Annotated in this window: 15 protein-coding genes; 7 read left to right on the top strand and 8 right to left on the bottom strand. The window is 73.7% G+C overall.

Annotation, left to right across the window (positions count from 1 at the left end; all coding sequences use genetic code 11):
• The first annotated feature begins 114 nt into the window (after window positions 1-114).
• On the top strand, window positions 115-966 hold the full coding sequence (gene pdxY, locus ACI78T_RS04585; protein WP_456556893.1) for a pyridoxal kinase PdxY: 852 nt from the start codon (window positions 115-117) through the stop codon (window positions 964-966).
• Window positions 967-978: 12 nt separating this feature from the next.
• Here pdxY and ACI78T_RS04590 read toward each other — a convergent pair whose 3' ends face one another.
• Window positions 979-1155 (bottom strand): hypothetical protein, encoded by a 177-nt coding sequence (locus tag ACI78T_RS04590; protein WP_456556894.1) that lies wholly within the window; start codon window positions 1153-1155, stop codon window positions 979-981.
• 122 nt (window positions 1156-1277) lie between these two features.
• Here ACI78T_RS04590 and ACI78T_RS04595 point away from each other — a divergent pair, with 122 nt between their 5' ends.
• Window positions 1278-2894 carry a peptide chain release factor 3 gene (locus ACI78T_RS04595; RefSeq protein ID WP_456556895.1) on the top strand — a complete coding sequence of 539 codons (1617 nt, stop codon included), beginning with the start codon at window positions 1278-1280 and terminating at the stop codon, window positions 2892-2894.
• Window position 2895: 1 nt separating this feature from the next.
• Here ACI78T_RS04595 and ACI78T_RS04600 read toward each other — a convergent pair whose 3' ends face one another.
• The gene (locus tag ACI78T_RS04600; protein WP_456556896.1) at window positions 2896-3759 is read right to left on the bottom strand and encodes a class I SAM-dependent methyltransferase; all 864 of its coding nucleotides are present in this window, start codon (window positions 3757-3759) and stop codon (window positions 2896-2898) included.
• Window positions 3760-3938: 179 nt separating this feature from the next.
• Between ACI78T_RS04600 and ACI78T_RS04605 the strand changes: the two genes are divergently transcribed.
• The gene (locus tag ACI78T_RS04605; RefSeq protein ID WP_456556897.1) at window positions 3939-4100 is read left to right on the top strand and encodes a zinc ribbon-containing protein; all 162 of its coding nucleotides are present in this window, start codon (window positions 3939-3941) and stop codon (window positions 4098-4100) included.
• Window positions 4101-4250: 150 nt separating this feature from the next.
• Window positions 4251-5462, top strand: coding sequence for a zinc-dependent alcohol dehydrogenase (locus tag ACI78T_RS04610; protein WP_456556898.1), 1212 nt, complete (start codon window positions 4251-4253; stop codon window positions 5460-5462).
• 36 nt (window positions 5463-5498) lie between these two features.
• On the opposite strand, the gene ACI78T_RS04615 is transcribed toward ACI78T_RS04610, so the two are convergent.
• The 4 genes from ACI78T_RS04615 to ACI78T_RS04630 all read right to left on the bottom strand — a co-directional run bounded on the left by ACI78T_RS04615 (window position 5499) and on the right by ACI78T_RS04630 (window position 9979).
• Window positions 5499-6329: a hypothetical protein gene (locus ACI78T_RS04615; RefSeq protein WP_456556899.1), complete on the bottom strand. Its 831-nt coding sequence runs from the start codon at window positions 6327-6329 to the stop codon at window positions 5499-5501.
• 33 nt (window positions 6330-6362) lie between these two features.
• Complete coding sequence (locus tag ACI78T_RS04620; protein ID WP_456556900.1) at window positions 6363-7796, bottom strand: ATP-binding protein; 1434 nt, start codon at window positions 7794-7796, stop codon at window positions 6363-6365.
• Complete coding sequence (locus ACI78T_RS04625; RefSeq protein ID WP_456556901.1) at window positions 7793-9451, bottom strand: FAD-dependent oxidoreductase; 1659 nt, start codon at window positions 9449-9451, stop codon at window positions 7793-7795. Before ACI78T_RS04625 ends, ACI78T_RS04620 begins: the two co-directional genes overlap by 4 nt.
• A 78-nt stretch (window positions 9452-9529) precedes the next feature.
• Complete coding sequence (locus ACI78T_RS04630) at window positions 9530-9979, bottom strand: DUF5709 domain-containing protein (RefSeq protein ID WP_456556902.1); 450 nt, start codon at window positions 9977-9979, stop codon at window positions 9530-9532.
• Window positions 9980-10018: 39 nt separating this feature from the next.
• Between ACI78T_RS04630 and ACI78T_RS04635 the strand changes: the two genes are divergently transcribed.
• The gene (locus ACI78T_RS04635) at window positions 10019-10363 is read left to right on the top strand and encodes a UBP-type zinc finger domain-containing protein (RefSeq protein WP_456556903.1); all 345 of its coding nucleotides are present in this window, start codon (window positions 10019-10021) and stop codon (window positions 10361-10363) included.
• Between the two features lie 66 nt (window positions 10364-10429).
• On the opposite strand, the gene ACI78T_RS04640 is transcribed toward ACI78T_RS04635, so the two are convergent.
• Window positions 10430-11854 (bottom strand): NADP-dependent succinic semialdehyde dehydrogenase, encoded by a 1425-nt coding sequence (locus ACI78T_RS04640; protein WP_456556904.1) that lies wholly within the window; start codon window positions 11852-11854, stop codon window positions 10430-10432.
• A 133-nt stretch (window positions 11855-11987) separates the two neighbouring features.
• Between ACI78T_RS04640 and ACI78T_RS04645 the strand changes: the two genes are divergently transcribed.
• Complete coding sequence (locus ACI78T_RS04645; protein WP_456556905.1) at window positions 11988-13463, top strand: amino acid permease; 1476 nt, start codon at window positions 11988-11990, stop codon at window positions 13461-13463.
• Between the two features lie 149 nt (window positions 13464-13612).
• Entirely contained in the window at window positions 13613-14602 is a 990-nt protein-coding gene (locus ACI78T_RS04650) for an anti-sigma factor RsbA family regulatory protein (RefSeq protein ID WP_456556906.1), read from the top strand.
• Between the two features lie 13 nt (window positions 14603-14615).
• Here the strand turns inward: ACI78T_RS04650 and ACI78T_RS04655 are convergent, their stop codons facing one another.
• On the bottom strand, window positions 14616-15008 hold the full coding sequence (locus tag ACI78T_RS04655) for a TFIIB-type zinc ribbon-containing protein (protein ID WP_456556907.1): 393 nt from the start codon (window positions 15006-15008) through the stop codon (window positions 14616-14618).
• Window positions 15009-15080 lie beyond the last annotated feature (72 nt).

Below are 15080 nucleotides of genomic sequence, written 5' to 3' on the forward strand. Positions count from 1 at the left end.
CCCCGAGGCCGGGCGGCCTCTGCCGCTGGCCTACCGGGCCGGCGTCACCGCAGCGTCACCGCGCGACGGCGCCCGGACAGCTACGCCGGAAGCGGCCTGGCTACCGTCTTCCCCGTGGTGAACGTCCTCTCGATCCAGTCGCACGTCGCGTACGGGCACGTCGGCAACTCCTCGGCGGTCTTCCCGCTGCAGCGCCTCGGCATCGAGGTGTGGCCGATCCACACCGTGCAGTTCTCCAACCACACCGGCTACGGCGCGTGGACCGGACGGGTCTACGACGGGCAGTCGATCGAGGAGGTCGTCGAGGGCATCGCCGACCGCGGCGTCCTCGGCACGTGCGACGCGGTCCTCTCCGGATACCTCGGCTCGGCCGACATCGGCCACGCGGTCGTCGGGACGGTGGCGAAGGTCCGGGCCGCCAACCCGGGCGCGGTGTACGCCTGCGACCCGGTGATCGGCGACGTCGGCCGCGGGATCTTCGTCCGGCCGGGCATCGAGGAGTTCATGCGCGAGGTCGCCGTCCCGGCCGCCGACGTCGTCACCCCCAACCACTTCGAACTCGACCTGCTGTCCGGCCGCACCACCCGCACGCTGGACGAGGTCGAGGACGCCGTCGCGGCGGTGCAGGCGCTCGGCCCGCGGGTCGTCCTCACCACGTCCTTGGTCACCGACGACACCCCCGACGACGCGATCGACCTGCTCGCCTCGGAGGGTGGCCGGCACTTCCGGGTGCGCACGCCGAAGCTGGGCGTGTCGGTCAACGGCGCCGGCGACGCGATCGCCGCGCTGTTCCTCGCCCACTGGCTCGACACCCGCTCGGCCGAGCAGGCGCTGGGGCGTGCCGCGGCGTCGGTGTTCGGCCTGCTGCAGCGGACCGAGGACGCCGGCTCCCGCGAGATCCTGCTCGTCGCCGCGCAGGAGGAGTTCGTCTCGCCGACCCGCACCTTCGAGGTCGTCGAGGTCTGACCGCTCCGGCGCTCAGGTCTTGCTCTTGCCCTGGGCGCTCGAGTGCTCGTGCCGGTCGTCGCCGTGGGTGCGGTGCTCCCTCTGCTTGGACGCGCCCGTGGTCACGCCCGCCTCGCTCGGCGACATCCCCTCGCGCTTCGCCTGACGGGCGGCGGCGCGCTGGGCGTCCTGGTCGTTGTTCTTCGCCATGGGCCGCCGGTACCCGCCGACGTGACCGACCACGCACCCGGGCCGACCCCGGAGCGCGGATACCCTCGGAGCGTGTCCCCCGCTCTGCTGCCCCGGTCCCGTGCTGCCCTGAGGACGCTCCGGTGAGCGCCGTCGAGGAGCGCGCGGTCCCCGCGGGCACGGCGAAGGACGTCGTCGAGCAGGCGGCCCGCCGTCGCACGTTCGCCGTCATCAGCCACCCCGACGCCGGCAAGTCCACGCTCACCGAGGCGCTCGCGCTGCACGCTCGCGTCATCGGCCAGGCGGGCGCGGTGCACGGCAAGGCCGGCCGCCGCGGCACGGTGTCGGACTGGATGGACATGGAGAAGGCCCGCGGCATCTCCATCACCTCGGCGGCGCTGCAGTTCGAGTACGGGGACGCCGTCATCAACCTGCTCGACACCCCGGGCCACTCGGACTTCTCCGAGGACACCTACCGCGTGCTCACCGCCGTCGACGCCGCGGTGATGCTCATCGACGCCGCCAAGGGCCTCGAGGCCCAGACGATGAAGCTGTTCGCCGTCTGCCGGCACCGCGGCATCCCGGTCCTGACCGTCGTCAACAAGTGGGACCGGCCGGGCAAGGACGCCCTCGAGCTGATGGACGAGATCAGCGAGCGCACCGGCCTGACCCCCACCCCGCTGACCTGGCCGGTGGGCATCGCAGGCGACTTCCGCGGCGTCCTGGACCGGTCCGACGGCACCTACCGGCGGTTCACCCGGACCGCCGGAGGGGCGACGATCGCGCCCGAGGAGACCTTGCCGGCCGAGGCAGCGCTGGCCCGCGAGGGCGACGCCTGGCAGCAGGCCGTAGAGGAGGTCGAGCTGCTCGAGGCGAGCGGGCAGGACCACGAGCAGTCCCTGTTCCTCGACGGCGTGACCACCCCGGTCCTGTTCGCCTCCGCCGTGTCGAACTTCGGCGTCGGCGCCCTCCTGGACACCCTCGTCGGCAAGGCGCCCGCGCCCACCGGCGTGCCCACGGCCGACGGCGACCGGCGCGAGCTGACCGACCCGTTCAGCGCCTTCGTGTTCAAGGTGCAGGCCGGCATGGACACCGCGCACCGCGACCGGCTGGCGTTCATCAGGATCTGCTCGGGGGTCTTCGAGCGCGGCATGGTCGTCACCCACGCGCGCACCGGGCGGCCGTTCGCCACCAAGTACGCCCAGCACGTGTTCGGCCGGGAGCGGGAGAGCATCGACCTCGCCTACCCCGGCGACGTGGTCGGCCTGGTCAACGCCGCGGCCCTCGGCGTCGGCGACACGCTCTACGCCGACAAGCCGGTGACCTACCCGCCGCTGACGACGTTCGCCCCGGAGCACTTCGCCGTCTGCCGCGGCCGGGACACGGGCAAGCACAAGCAGTTCCGCCGCGGCATCGAGCAGCTGGACTCCGAGGGCGTCGTGCAGGTGCTGCGCTCCGACCGGCGTGGCGAGCAGGCCCCGGTCCTCGCCGTCGTCGGGCCGATGCAGTTCGAGGTCGCCACGCACCGCATGGAGCACGAGTTCGGCGCGCCGGTCGAGCTCGAGCGGCTCCCCTACAGCATGGCGCTGCGTACCGACGAGGCCTCCGCGCCGGTGGTCGCGACGGCGCGCAACGCCGAGGTGCTGCAGCGCACCAACGGCGAGCTGGTCGCCGTGTTCGGCGACAAGTGGGGGCTGCGGGTGTTCAAGGAGAAGCACCCGGACCTGACGCTGGAGTCGCTGGTCGCCGCGGAGCTGTGAGCTACCGCGGGCCGGGGACCTGCTCCCGCTTCCTCGTCGCGGTCAGCAGCAGGTACTCCCAGTCCACGACCGTGCTGCCCTGCCCGCGGTCGGAGCGCCGGGCGAGGTCGGCCAGCTCGGCGTCGAGGGCGGCGACGCGCTCCGGCTCGTCCGCGATCGCCTTGTACACCGCGATCGTCGGCCCGTAGACCTCCTTGAAGTACTCGCGGAAGTCCTCCGGCCGGTCGAACTGGTCGACCGTCAGCAACCGGCGCTCCGTCGCGACGTCGGTGACCCGGTCGCCGAGCAGCCCGAGCACGTACTCCTCGCTGCCCCACTTCGGCGGCGGCGACGCGCCGGGAGGCGGCGGCGGAGCGTAGGGCTTCATCGTGGCGAACAGCTGGCCGATGAACCCCTCGGGCGTCCAGCTGATGATCCCGATCCGGCCGCCGGGCCGGCAGACGCGGACGAGCTCGTCGGCTGCCGCCTGGTGGTGCGGGGCGAACATGACGCCGATCGCCGACAGGACGACGTCGAACTCGCCGTCGGCGAACAGCAGCGCCTCGGCGTCGGCCTCGCGCCACTCCAGCTCGACGCCCTCGGCCGCCGCGCGCGCCCGCCCGGCCTCGAAGAGCTCGGGCGTCAGGTCGCTGGCCACGACGCTCGCCCCCGTCCTGGCGGCCGGGACGGCGACGTTGCCCGAGCCCGCCGCGATGTCGAGGACGCGGTCCCCGCTCGTGACGCCGCAGGCGGCCACGAGCGCCTGGCCCAGCTCGGGCAGCAGGTCGGCGGCCAGCCGCGGGTAGTCCCCGGAGGCCCACATGGAGCGGTGCCGGGCCTTGAGGGCGCGGTCGGCGTCGGCGGCGGTGCCGGTGGAGGAGGTCATGTCGGGGGCGTCCTTCGTCCGAGGGACCGGCGCCCCCGAACACCGGCGGCCGCCGTCGGCGGCCCTCGCCAGGCTGGCCTCGGACAGCGATGGTCGGACAGGGCCCAAGGGCCCCGCCCCGGGTGCCGCACCGCCGACGGGGTAGGGCACGGTCCCGGCACCGACCACAGGAGGTGGACATGGCCGCGCACGCGGGCGAGAAGGCGCAGAAGACCGGTGACTTCTACTGCGCCCACTGCGACGAGAAGGTGCACGTCACGCAGGGGGACGAGATCCCGCCCTGCCCGAACGGGCACAAGACCTTCGAGACCCGGAGGAACGAACCCGGCAACAAGAGCTGACGCGCCGTCGGACCGGCGGACGACCGCGGCCACGACAGGCGACTAGTCGCCCGGACGGCGGGTAGGGCGGTTGCGACGCGCAACGCCGCCTCACCGTCCAACCCAGGGCCACACCGGAGCGGCGGGTGCGCGCCCGGACGGAGCGCAGCGGTGAAGGCAGTCGTGTGGCACGGCGTGGGGGACATCCGGTTGGACGACGTCCCGGACCCGACGATCCAGGACCCGACGGACGCGATCATCGAGGTGACCGCCACCGGGATCTGCGGCACGGACCTGCACTTCGTGCGGGGGACCATGTCGGGCATGGTCGAGGGCACCGTCCTCGGTCACGAGGCGGTCGGCGTCGTCCGCGAGGTCGGGTCGGGGGTGCGCAACCTGCGTCCCGGCGACCGCGTGGTCGTCCCGTCGACCATCGCCTGCGGCACCTGCTCGTACTGCCGCGCCGGGTACTACGCGCAGTGCGACAACGCGAACCCGAACGGGCCGTCCGCGGGCACCTGCTTCTTCGGCGGGCCGCAGGCGACCGGCCCGGTCGACGGCCTGCAGGCGCAGTACGCACGGATCCCGTTCGCGCACGTCGGCCCCGTGTGGCTGCCGGAGTCGGTGTCCGACGACCAGGCGATCCTGCTGTCCGACATCTACCCGACGGCGTGGTTCGGCGCGCGGCTGGCGGAGGTCGGCCACGGGGACACCGTCCTCGTGCTCGGGGCCGGCCCGGTCGGCCAGTTCGCGATCACCAGCGCCTTCCAGCAGGGCGCCGGGCGGGTGCTCGTGGTCGACGGCATCCGCAGCCGCCTGGACCAGGCCCGTGGCCGCGGCGCGGAGGCGATCGACTTCAACGCCGAGGACCCGGTGGCGGTCGTCCAGGAGCTGACGGGCGGCATCGGGGCCGACCGGGTCATCGACGCGGTCGGGGTGGACGCCCAGCGCCCGAAGTCGGGACCGGCCGCCGCGGCCGGCGAAGAGCAGGCGGAGCAGTTCGAGCAGGAGCGGTCGCAGGTGGCGCCGGAGCAGAACCCACAGGGGGGCACCTGGGTGGCCGGCGACGCACCGAGCCAGGCGGCGCAGTGGGCGGTCGAGGCCGTGGCCAAGGCCGGCACCATCGGGATCATCGGCGTCTACCCGCCGGAGATGACGTCGTATCCGATCGGCGCGGCGATGAACAAGAACCTGACCCTGAGGATGGGCAACTGCAACCACCGCCGGTACATCCCGCACCTCCTCGACCTGGTGCGGACCGGTGCCGTCGACCCGTCCACGGTCCTCACCCAGGTCGAGGACATGCCCTCGGTGCTGGACGCGTACGAGACCTTCGACCGGCGCGCGAGCGGATGGACGAAGGCGGTCGTCGCACCGGCGTGACGCCCGGCCGACGCCGTCGCCTCCCGGTCGGCGGCGTCAGCCGATCCCGGCCGCCCGGATGATCGCGACCACCTCGGCTGCCGCCGCCGGCTGCACCGGCAGGTGCGGGAGCACGGCGACGACCTCGTCGGCCTCCAGCCCGTGGGCCAGCAATTGCTCGACCAGCGGCTCGGCGTCGTCCGGACCGAGGGGCAACGGCGCCGCGACCGCCGTCACCGCCGCGCGCGCGAGGAACAGCGAGCCGGCGAGGTCGTCATCCGCCCGGTCGGGCCCGGTCGGTGCGGCGGCCTCCCGCGTCGCCGCCTCGGCGGCGCGCACGAGGGAGAGCGGCAGCCCCTCCGCCTCCACCTCGATCAGCGGCACGTCGCGGAGGGCGGCCAGCACGAGGTGCTCGGCGTCGATCCGCAACGGCCCCTCCCAGCCGCCCGCGCGGACGACGTCGGCCAGATCGGCCGGGTCCTCGCCGACGTCGTCGGCCAGCTCGGCCCAGGCGTCCGGCCGCGTCCGCCGGGCGCGCTCGGCGGCGGCCACGCACGTCGCGTGCACGAAGGGGTGCAGGACGTCGGTGTCGTACCGGTCGGCGGCCACCGTGCCGGCGGCGTCCACGGAGTTCAGCGCGTCCTGGAAGCTGCCGGGCCGGGCGTCGCCGAGGTCGAGCCGGCCGTCCTCGTCACCGCTGAGCGGCAGCCCGTGCGCCGCCCGCTCCCCCACGGTCAGGCCGGTCGCGACGACGCGCCCGCCCGAGCGGAGGTGGTGCGGCTGGTCGGACATGCCCACCGCCCACGCGCAGGTCTCGGCGATGAGGTCCGCCGCCCGCTCGCGCAGCACCTCGCGCGTCAGCAGGCCCATCCAGTCGACGTCGAACACGCCCTCCACTGTCCCAGCGCGGCGGTCCTCGGGTCAGTCCGGCGGGGTCTCGGTGAGCGGCAGCAGCACCTGGAAGCGGGTGTCCCCCGGCCGCGAGGTCACCCGCAGGTCACCGCCGTGCCGCTTGACGACGACGCGCCACGACACGTCCAGCCCGAGGCCGGTGCCCTGCCCGACCGGCTTGGTCGTGAAGAACGGCTCGAAGACGCGGTCCCGCAGCTCGGCCGGGATGCCCGGCCCCGTGTCGGCGATCTCGACCACCGCGCAGTCGCCGTCCCTGGCGGTCCGGACGGTCAGCTTCCCCTCGCCGGCCATGGCGTCGAGCGCGTTGACGATGAGGTTCGTCCAGACCTGGTTCAGCTCGCCGGCGTAGGCGGGCACCTCCGGAAGGCTGCGGTCGTAGTCCTTCACCACGGTGATCCCGGGCCCGATCTTCCCGCCGAGCATCACGAGGGTGGCGTCCAGCCCCGCGTGCAGGTCGGTGGGCTGGTGCGGGGTCCGGTCCATCTGCGAGTACTGCTTGGCCGCGTCGACCAGGCTGGAGATGCGGTGCGTGCTGTCGGCGATCTCCACCAGCAGCGCCTCGGCCTCCACCGTGTAGGCCAGCCAGCGCAGCGCCGGCGCCAGGTGGTCCGGGCCGACGGCGTCGGTCACGCGGTCGAGGTCCTCGGGCTCCAGCCCGGCGGCGACGAACACCCCGGCGAGCTCCCAGGGCTGAGGCACGTCGTGGTCCTCGAGCCACTCCCCCAGGCCGTCCTCGAGGTCCGACCGCTCCAGCGTGGACAGCTCGCGGGCCGTCCCGACCCGGCCGACGAACTCCTCCTGCAGCCCGGTCAGCGAGCGCAGCACCTCGCCGTCGAGCTTGCCCTCGGACAGCATCGCCAGCTTGTGCCGCATGCCGGCGAACCGGTCGCGCAGCGCGTCGGCCGCGCGGGCGGCGGCGGCGGCCGGGTTGTTCAGCTCGTGGGTGAGGCCCGCGGTCAGCTTGCCCAGCGCCAGCAGCCGCTCCCGCTGGCCGACGAGCTCGGCGGAGTTCCGCTGCCCGACGAACATGCCCTCGAGCAGGTGCACCGCCATCGGGTACCACTGCCGGAAGACCGCGGCGAACGGGCCGGCCGGCAGCGCCAGGAAGCGGCAGTCGGTGACCGCCCGGACGGTCGCGGGGTACCGCTGCTCGAGGCGGTCGCCGAAGTAGAACTGCACCGCGCCCGAGTAGACGCCGCGGTGCGACGTCCGCACGGTCTCGACCTCGCTGCCGCCCACCAGCCGGACCATCGTCATCGTGCCGTCGAGCAGCACGAAGAAGCACTCCGCCGGCTCCCCCTCGACCGACACCTCGGTGCCGGCCGGGCAGTCGACGACGTCGCCGTTGGCCGAGACCCAGGCCAGCTTCTCGTCGTCGAGGTGCTCGAACAGGAACAGCCCGCGCAGCTCCTCGGGCGTCAGCCGCTGCTCCGTCGTCGTCATCGCTCCCCCAGGTACCGGTGCACGAGGGTGACCGCCATGGCGCCCTCGCCCACGGCGGAGGCCACCCGTTTGACCGAGTCGCAGCGGACGTCCCCGGCGACGAAGACGCCGGGCAGGCTCGCCTCCAGCAGGTAGGGATCGCGGTCGGGTCCCCAGCCCTCCGGTCGCCGGCCGTCGCTCAGCAGGGCCGGACCGGTCCGGATGAAGCCGTGCTCGTCGCGGGCGACAGCCCCGTCCAGCCAGTCCGTGCGCGGCGCGCCGCCGATGAAGACGAACAGGTGGCTGGCCGGCAGCGTCTCCCGCTCGCCGGTGTTCGCGTCCTGGACGGTGATCGCCTCCAGGTGGCCGTCGCCCTGCGCGCCCACGACGGTGCAGCAGCTGCGCACGGAGATGTTCTCGATCCCGGCGATCTGCTCGATCAGGTAGGACGACATCGAGACGTCGAGCGAGCCGCCCCTGATCAGGAGGCACACCGACCGCGCGAAGCGCGACAGGTAGACGGCGGCCTGGCCCGCGGAGTTCGCCCCGCCGACCACGTAGATGTCCCGGTCGGCGCACTCCACCGCCTCGGTCATCGCCGATCCGTAGTAGACACCGCGGCCGGTCAGCTCGTCGATGCCCTGCACCCCGAGGCTGCGGTAGGAGATGCCGGTGGCGAGGACGACGGCGTGGGCGGCCAGCACCCGGCCGTCGTCGAGGCGGACGACCCGCTTGGGCCCGTGCGTCTCGAGCGCGACGACGTCGCGGGTCAGCAGCAGCTCCGCGCCGAACTTCACCGCCTGGCGGCGGGCGCGCTCGGCGAGCTGGCCTCCGGAGACGCCGTCGGGGAAGCCGAGGTAGTTCTCGATGCGGCTGCTCTGCCCCGCCTGCCCGCCGGTCGCCTCGCGCTCGACGAGGACGGTCCGCAGCCCCTCGGACGCCCCGTACACGGCGGCCCCCAGCCCCGCCGGCCCGCCGCCGACGACGATCAGGTCGTAGAACACCTCGCGCGGGTCGACGGCGAGCCCGGCGACGGCGGCGAGCTCGGACTCGCTCGGGTGCAGCAGCACCTGCGCGTCCGGCGTGACCACGACCGGGATGTCCTCGGGCCCGGCGCCGGCGGCCGCCAGGATCCGCTGCCCCTCCGGCTCGTCCACGGTGAACCAGGTGTAGGGCACGGCGTTGCGGGCGAGCAGGTCGCGTGCCCGGAAGGACGGCGCCGACCAGCGGTGGCCGACGATCTTGACGCCCTCGACCTCCGGGTCGGGCGCCTCCCGCCAGGCCTTGAGCATGGCGTCGACCGTCGGGTAGAGCTTCTCCTCCGGCGGGTCCCACGGCTTGAGCAGGTAGGCGTCCACGTCGACGACGTTGATCGCCGAGATGGCGGCGTCGGTGTCCGCGTAGGCGGTGAGCAGCGCGCGCCGGGCACGGGGGAACAGGTCCATCGCCATCTCGAGGAAGTCGATGCCGTTCATCTCCGGCATCCGGTAGTCCGCCAGCAGCACGGCCACCGGGTCGCCCCGCAGCTTCAGCTCGCGCAGCGCCTCGAGCCCCTCCGCGGCCGAGGACGCCCGCAGCACCCGGTGGTCCTCGCCGTACTTCCGCCGGAGGTCGCGGGCGACCGCGCGGGAGACACCGGGGTCGTCGTCCACGCTCAGGATGACCGGCTTGCCCATGGAGCGACTCCTGTCCGGCCACGGTCGGCTCGTGGCCCGCACAACGCTAGTCGCGCGGAGACCGCGCACGCACCCTTCTCAGAGGTCGCGGTCCCGGACGACGTGCACCGACGCCTCCTCGGCCGACGCCGCCGCCCCGTCGATGCCCGCGTCGCGGGCCCACAGCTCGTCGTCGGTGTCGTCGGCGCCGCCGTCGTCGGAGTCGACCAGCCGGCCGGCCCGCACGTCCCCGACCTCGTCGTCGATCAGCTCGCCGTCGGTGTCCGAGCTGTCGCCCAGGCCGTCGCCGTCGTCGTCGAACCGGTCGGGCAGCTCGCGCGCCAGGCGCCCGTCCAGGCTCTCGCCGGCGAGCTCCTCCGACTCCGTCGTCCCCCAGTCGTCGACCCCCCAGGGGCGCTCCGGGGGCGACCAGCCGGTGTCGAGGACGTCCCGGACCCCGCGGGGGTCGTCGAGGGTGTCCTCGGCCTCGAGCAGCCCGGAGGCTTCCTCGGGGTCGGTGCCGTCCGTACCGTAGATCCCAGGTTCCACTTGTGAACGCGTCCCTTCGGTTCAGCTCGGAGCGTGCGGATGACCGGCCAGGAGATCGACCCCGCGGTGCCGCCCTCGGGCACCGGGTGCATGGAGTGCGAGCAGGCCGGCGGCTGGTGGTTCCACCTCCGCCGGTGCGCACGCTGCGGGCACGTCGGGTGCTGCGACTCCTCCCCGAACCAGCACGCACGGGCGCACGCCGCGGCCTCCGGGCACCCGGTGATCCGCAGCTTCGAGCCCGGTGAGGACTGGTTCTGGGACTTCTCGACCGAGCAGCCCGTGGTCGGCGTGGCCCTGGCGCCCCCGCAGCACCACCCGCTCGACCAGCCGGCGCCCGGCCCGCGCGGTCGGGTGCCCGCCGACTGGCGGTCCCGACTGCACTGATCCCGGCACGCGGCCGAGTCTGGTCGCCGCGGCGCGCGGGCGACAGCCCCCCGCGCGCCGGCCGGCTCACTCGGAGGCGGCGCCCGCCGTGTCGCCGTCGGACTGCTCGCTGCTGGGCGGGCCGATCCAGACGGTCTTGGCGTTCATGAACTCCCGCATGCCCAACTCGGTGAGCTCGCGGCCGTAGCCGCTCTGCTTCACGCCGCCGAAGGGCAGCTCGGGGTAGCTCGTCACCATCCCGTTGACGAACGCCATGCCGGAGGCGACGTCGGCGATGAACTGCGCCCGCTCGTCCCCGTCCTCGCTCCAGAGGTTCGCGCCGAGGCCGTACGGGTGGCTGTTGGCGATCTCGATCGCCTCGCCCAGCGAGTCGACGGTCCACAGCGCGGCGACCGGGCCGAAGACCTCCTCGAAGTAGAGGTCCATCTCGGGGGTGATCCCGGTCAGGAGCGTCGGCTCGTAGAACCAGCCGGGCCGGTCCACCCGCTTGCCGCCGACCAGCACCGTGGCGCCCTTGGCGACGGCGTCGTCGACGTACTTCTCGACGTCGTCCCGGCCGGACTCGGTGGCCAGCGGGCCGACCTGGGTGTCCTCGGCCATCGGGTCGCCGACCGTGAGGGCGCCGATCTTCTCGGCGAACAGCCGGGTGAACTCCTCGGCCACGTCGCGGTGCACGAAGAAGCGCTTGGCCGCGATGCAGCTCTGCCCGTTGTTCTGGTTCCGCGCGGTGACCGCGACCTCCGCGGCCTTCTCCAGGTTCGCCGACGGCATGACGATGAACGGATCGCTGCCGCCCAGCTCCAGGACCGTCTTCTTCAGCGCGTCGCCGGCGATGGAGCCGACCGACTGCCCGGCGGGGGCGCTGCCGGTGAGCGTCGCGGCGGCGACCCGGTCGTCGCGGAGCACCTTCTCGATCGTGGACGAGCCGACCAGCAGGGTCTGGAACACGTCGTCGGGGAAGCCGGCCTTGCGGAACAGCTCCTCCAGGTAGAGCGCCGTCTGCGGCACGTTGCTGGCGTGCTTGAGCAGGCCGACGTTGCCGGCCATCAGGGCCGGGGCGGCGAACCGCATGGCCTGCCAGAGCGGGAAGTTCCACGGCATGATCGCCAGGACGACGCCGATCGGCTGGTGGACGACGTAGGCCTTCTCCGCCTTCACCGCGCCCGCGTCCTTCTGCTCGGGCTCCAGCAGCGCCGGACCGTGCTCGGCGTACCAGCGCAGCGCCTTCGCGCACTTGGCCACCTCGGCCTTCGCCGAGGCCAGCGTCTTGCCCATCTCCGTCGTCATCAGCTCGGCGACGGCGTCGGCGTCCTCGTCGAGAACGCCGGCCGCGGCGCTCAGCCAGCCCGCCCGCTCCTCCGGGGACGTGCGCCGGTAGGTCGCGGCCGCGGCGGCCGCCCGGGCCAGCTTGTCCTCGAGCGCGTCGTCGGACAGCGGCTCGTAGGTCTTCAGCGTCTCGCCGGTGGCCGGGTTGATCGTGGCGATGGCCATGGGTTCTCTCCCATCGGTGGTGCTCCCGCGCGTCGGCTCTCCCCTGCCCGCCGACGCCCTCGTGAAACCGCTGTGCCGCAGCCCACCGCTCCTCGGCAGGCGGCGGGCCGCGATGGGTCCTAGCGTCCCCGCGGTGGACCTGTTCCGTACCAAGTCGGTCGAGCACATCGGTGAGGACGCCGCGGGCGAGGGAGCCGCCGGCGACGTCGGCCGGCTGCGTCGCAACCTCAGCGCCCGCCACCTCGTCGGCATGGGGATCGGCGTCGTCATCGGCACCGGCATCTTCACGCTCACCGGCATCCAGGCCCGCGACACCGCCGGCCCGGCGGTGGTCATCTCCTTCGCCGTGGCCGGCGTGGTCGCCCTGCTGGCCGCGCTCTGCTACGCCGAGCTCGCCTCCAGCGTGCCGACGGCGGGCAGCGCCTACTCCTACGCCTACGCGACCGTGGGCGAGCTGATCGCCTGGATCATCGGCTGGGACCTGTTCCTCGAGTTCGCGCTCGGGGCGGCCGTCGTCGCGCGCGGGTGGTCGGGGTACGTGGGCAACCTGCTCGACCTCCCGCCGTCGCTGTTCGGGGAGGAGACGACGATCAACGTGGGCGCGGCGCTCATCGTCGTCGTGCTGACCGTGGTGGCGGCCCTGGGCATCCGTGAGTCCGCGCGGGTGACCAGCGCGCTCGTGGTGATCAAGGTGGCCATCTGCGTGTTCGTGATCGTCGCGGGCGCCTGGTTCGTGCGGGGCGCCAACCTCACCCCGTTCGTCCCGCCGGGCGAGCCGAGCGACACCGGCGGGGGCATCGACCAGCCGCTCATCTCCGCGGTGTTCGGCCTGGAGCCGGCGGTGTTCGGCATCGGCGGTGTGCTGACGGCGGCCGCAGTGGTCTTCTTCTCCTACACCGGCTTCGAGGCGGTCGCGAACCTCTCGGAGGAGACCCGGCGTCCAGGCCGGGACCTGCCGCTCGGGTTGCTCGGCACCCTCGGCCTGGCCACCGCGCTGTACATCGGCGTCTCGTTCGTGCTGGTCGGCATGGTCGACTACCCCGACATCGACCCGGGGGCGCCGATCGCCGACGCGTTCGACCAGGTCGGGCTCGGCTGGGCCTCGGCCCTGGTGTCGCTGGCCGCCGTCGCGGGGCTGACCTCGGTGATCCTCGTCGACCTGATCACCATGACGCGCATCGGCTTCGCCATGGGCCGCGACGGGCTGCTGCCGCCGGCCGTGGCGAAGGTCCACCGGCGCACCGGGACACCGGTCCGCATGACCCTGCTGTTCGCCGCGCTGGTGCTGGTCATGGCGACCTTCGTGCCGCTGGAGGAGCTGGCCAACCTGGTCAGCATCGGCACCCTGTTCGCCTTCGTGCTGGTGTCGGCCGCCGTCCCGGTCCTGCGCCGCACCCGGCCGGACCTCAGCCGGCCCTTCCGCGTGCCCTTCTCCCCCGTCGTCCCGGTCCTGTCGGCGCTGGCTTGTCTCTACCTGATGGCCAACCTGAGCATCGAGACGTGGATCCGGTTCCTCGCGTGGCTGGCACTGGGCCTGGTCATCTACGCCGTCTACGGCTACCGGCACTCGCGGATGCGCGGCCGCGACGCCGCCGTCCAGGCGCCCTGAGCGTCCGGCGGGCGTCGCGCCGGCACCGGCGAGAGCGCCCGTGGCCGAGGTCGCCGCGCCGACATCCGGCCCCCCAGCGGCATCTGGCCTACCGTGGGACGCGCAAGCCCCCGATGTCGGGTGGCAACCTGACATCAGCGGGGTGACCGATGACCGGGAGCGGGACGGAGGGGACGGCGCACGTCCCCGACCACCTGCACACCCGGCGCAGCTACGTCCACGACGCCCTGCTCTACGACGACCGGGCGCAGCTGGTCGACGTCGCGGTGCCCTTCCTGCTCGAGGGGCTCGCGGCCGGCGACGCCGCGGTGGTGGCGGCCGGGGAGGAGACCTCGTCGGCGATCCGGGACGCCCTGGGTGGCGACCCCCGCGTGCACATCCTGGAGCGCGGCGACGTCTACCGCGCCCGCACGCCGACGGCGATCACCACCTTCCGGCGGGTCGCCGACGAGCGCTCCGGTGGAGGGGCCCGCCGCGTCCGCGTGGTCGGCGAGGTCGACTACGGGCAGAGCGAGCGCGACTGGCTGGAGTGGATGCGCTACGAGGCGGTGATCAACAAGGCGCTGGCGGACTGGCCGCTGTGGGGGCTGTGCGTGTTCGACACCCAGACCCTCCCCGAGCCCATCCTGGAGTCCGCGCGGCGCACGCACACCGCCCTCGTGACTCCGGAGGGGCGCTCCGCCAACCCCGGGTTCGTGCCCCCCGCGCGGTACCTCGCGGAACTGCCCGTGCCGGTGGACCCGCTGGAGGCGAGCCCGCCCCGGCTGTGGGCCCGCGACGTCGAGGACTACATCGGGCTGCGGCACGCCGTCGCCGCCGAGCTGGCGACGGTGGACGCGCCGCGGGACCTGATCGAGGACTACCTCCTCGCCGTCGACGAGATGACCTCCAACGCCGTCCGCCACGGCAAGCCGCCGGTGGGCCTGCGGCTGTGGGTCGCCGACGACCGCATCGTGTGCTCGATCGACGACCGGGGCCCGGGGCTCACCGACCCCTTCGCCGGGTACGGCCCGGCGCACGGCGAGGACCTGTCCCGCGGCGGCATGGGCCTGTGGCTGGCCCGGCAGCTGTGCGACCACGTCGACCTCACCGCCGACGACGAGGGCGCGCGCGTCCGGCTCACCGTCCGCCTGGGCTGAGCCCGGCGCCCGGTCAGCCGAAGAGGTCGCCGAGGAACGACTCCTTCTTGCGCCGGTGGGTCGACGAGTGCGACGAGTGCTTGGTGCCCTGCACCTGCCGGAGCACCTCCCCCACCACCCCGCCCAGCCCGGCGCTCGCGGCGGCGCCCTGCGGGTGACCGGACGACCGGTGCTCCTCGGGCCGGCGGGCCTGGTCCGCGTGCCCGCCGTGCCAGCTGTTCTCCGCGTCGATCAGCCGGTCCAGCTCCCCGCGGTCGAGGAAGATCCCCCGGCAGTCGGTGCACTGGTCCACGTGCACGCCGTTGCGCTCGTAGGTGCGCATGGTCCCGTGGCACTTCGGACAGGTCAGCTCCATGCCCGCGCAACGGACCTCCGGGGTGGCGAGTTCCCGGCCGGGTGTGCGCACCGCCCATTCCACCCAGTGGATGCCGCACCTCGGAGCCGAGGTGGTCGGAATGGATACTGGGTCCCCGCAGCC

It is taken from the genome of Blastococcus sp. SYSU D00922, from assembly GCF_054050495.1.

Coding starts and splice junctions, on each gene's coding strand:
- ACI78T_RS04650 (WP_456556906.1), top strand. CDS start 13,613: ATGACCGGGAGCGGGACGGAGGGGACGGCGCACGTCCCCGACCACCTG.
- ACI78T_RS04635 (WP_456556903.1), top strand. CDS start 10,019: ATGACCGGCCAGGAGATCGACCCCGCGGTGCCGCCCTCGGGCACCGGG.
- ACI78T_RS04600 (WP_456556896.1), bottom strand. CDS start 3,759: ATGACCTCCTCCACCGGCACCGCCGCCGACGCCGACCGCGCCCTCAAG.
- ACI78T_RS04620 (WP_456556900.1), bottom strand. CDS start 7,796: ATGACGACGACGGAGCAGCGGCTGACGCCCGAGGAGCTGCGCGGGCTG.
- ACI78T_RS04640 (WP_456556904.1), bottom strand. CDS start 11,854: ATGGCCATCGCCACGATCAACCCGGCCACCGGCGAGACGCTGAAGACC.
- ACI78T_RS04605 (WP_456556897.1), top strand. CDS start 3,939: ATGGCCGCGCACGCGGGCGAGAAGGCGCAGAAGACCGGTGACTTCTAC.
- ACI78T_RS04625 (WP_456556901.1), bottom strand. CDS start 9,451: ATGGGCAAGCCGGTCATCCTGAGCGTGGACGACGACCCCGGTGTCTCC.
- ACI78T_RS04590 (WP_456556894.1), bottom strand. CDS start 1,155: ATGGCGAAGAACAACGACCAGGACGCCCAGCGCGCCGCCGCCCGTCAG.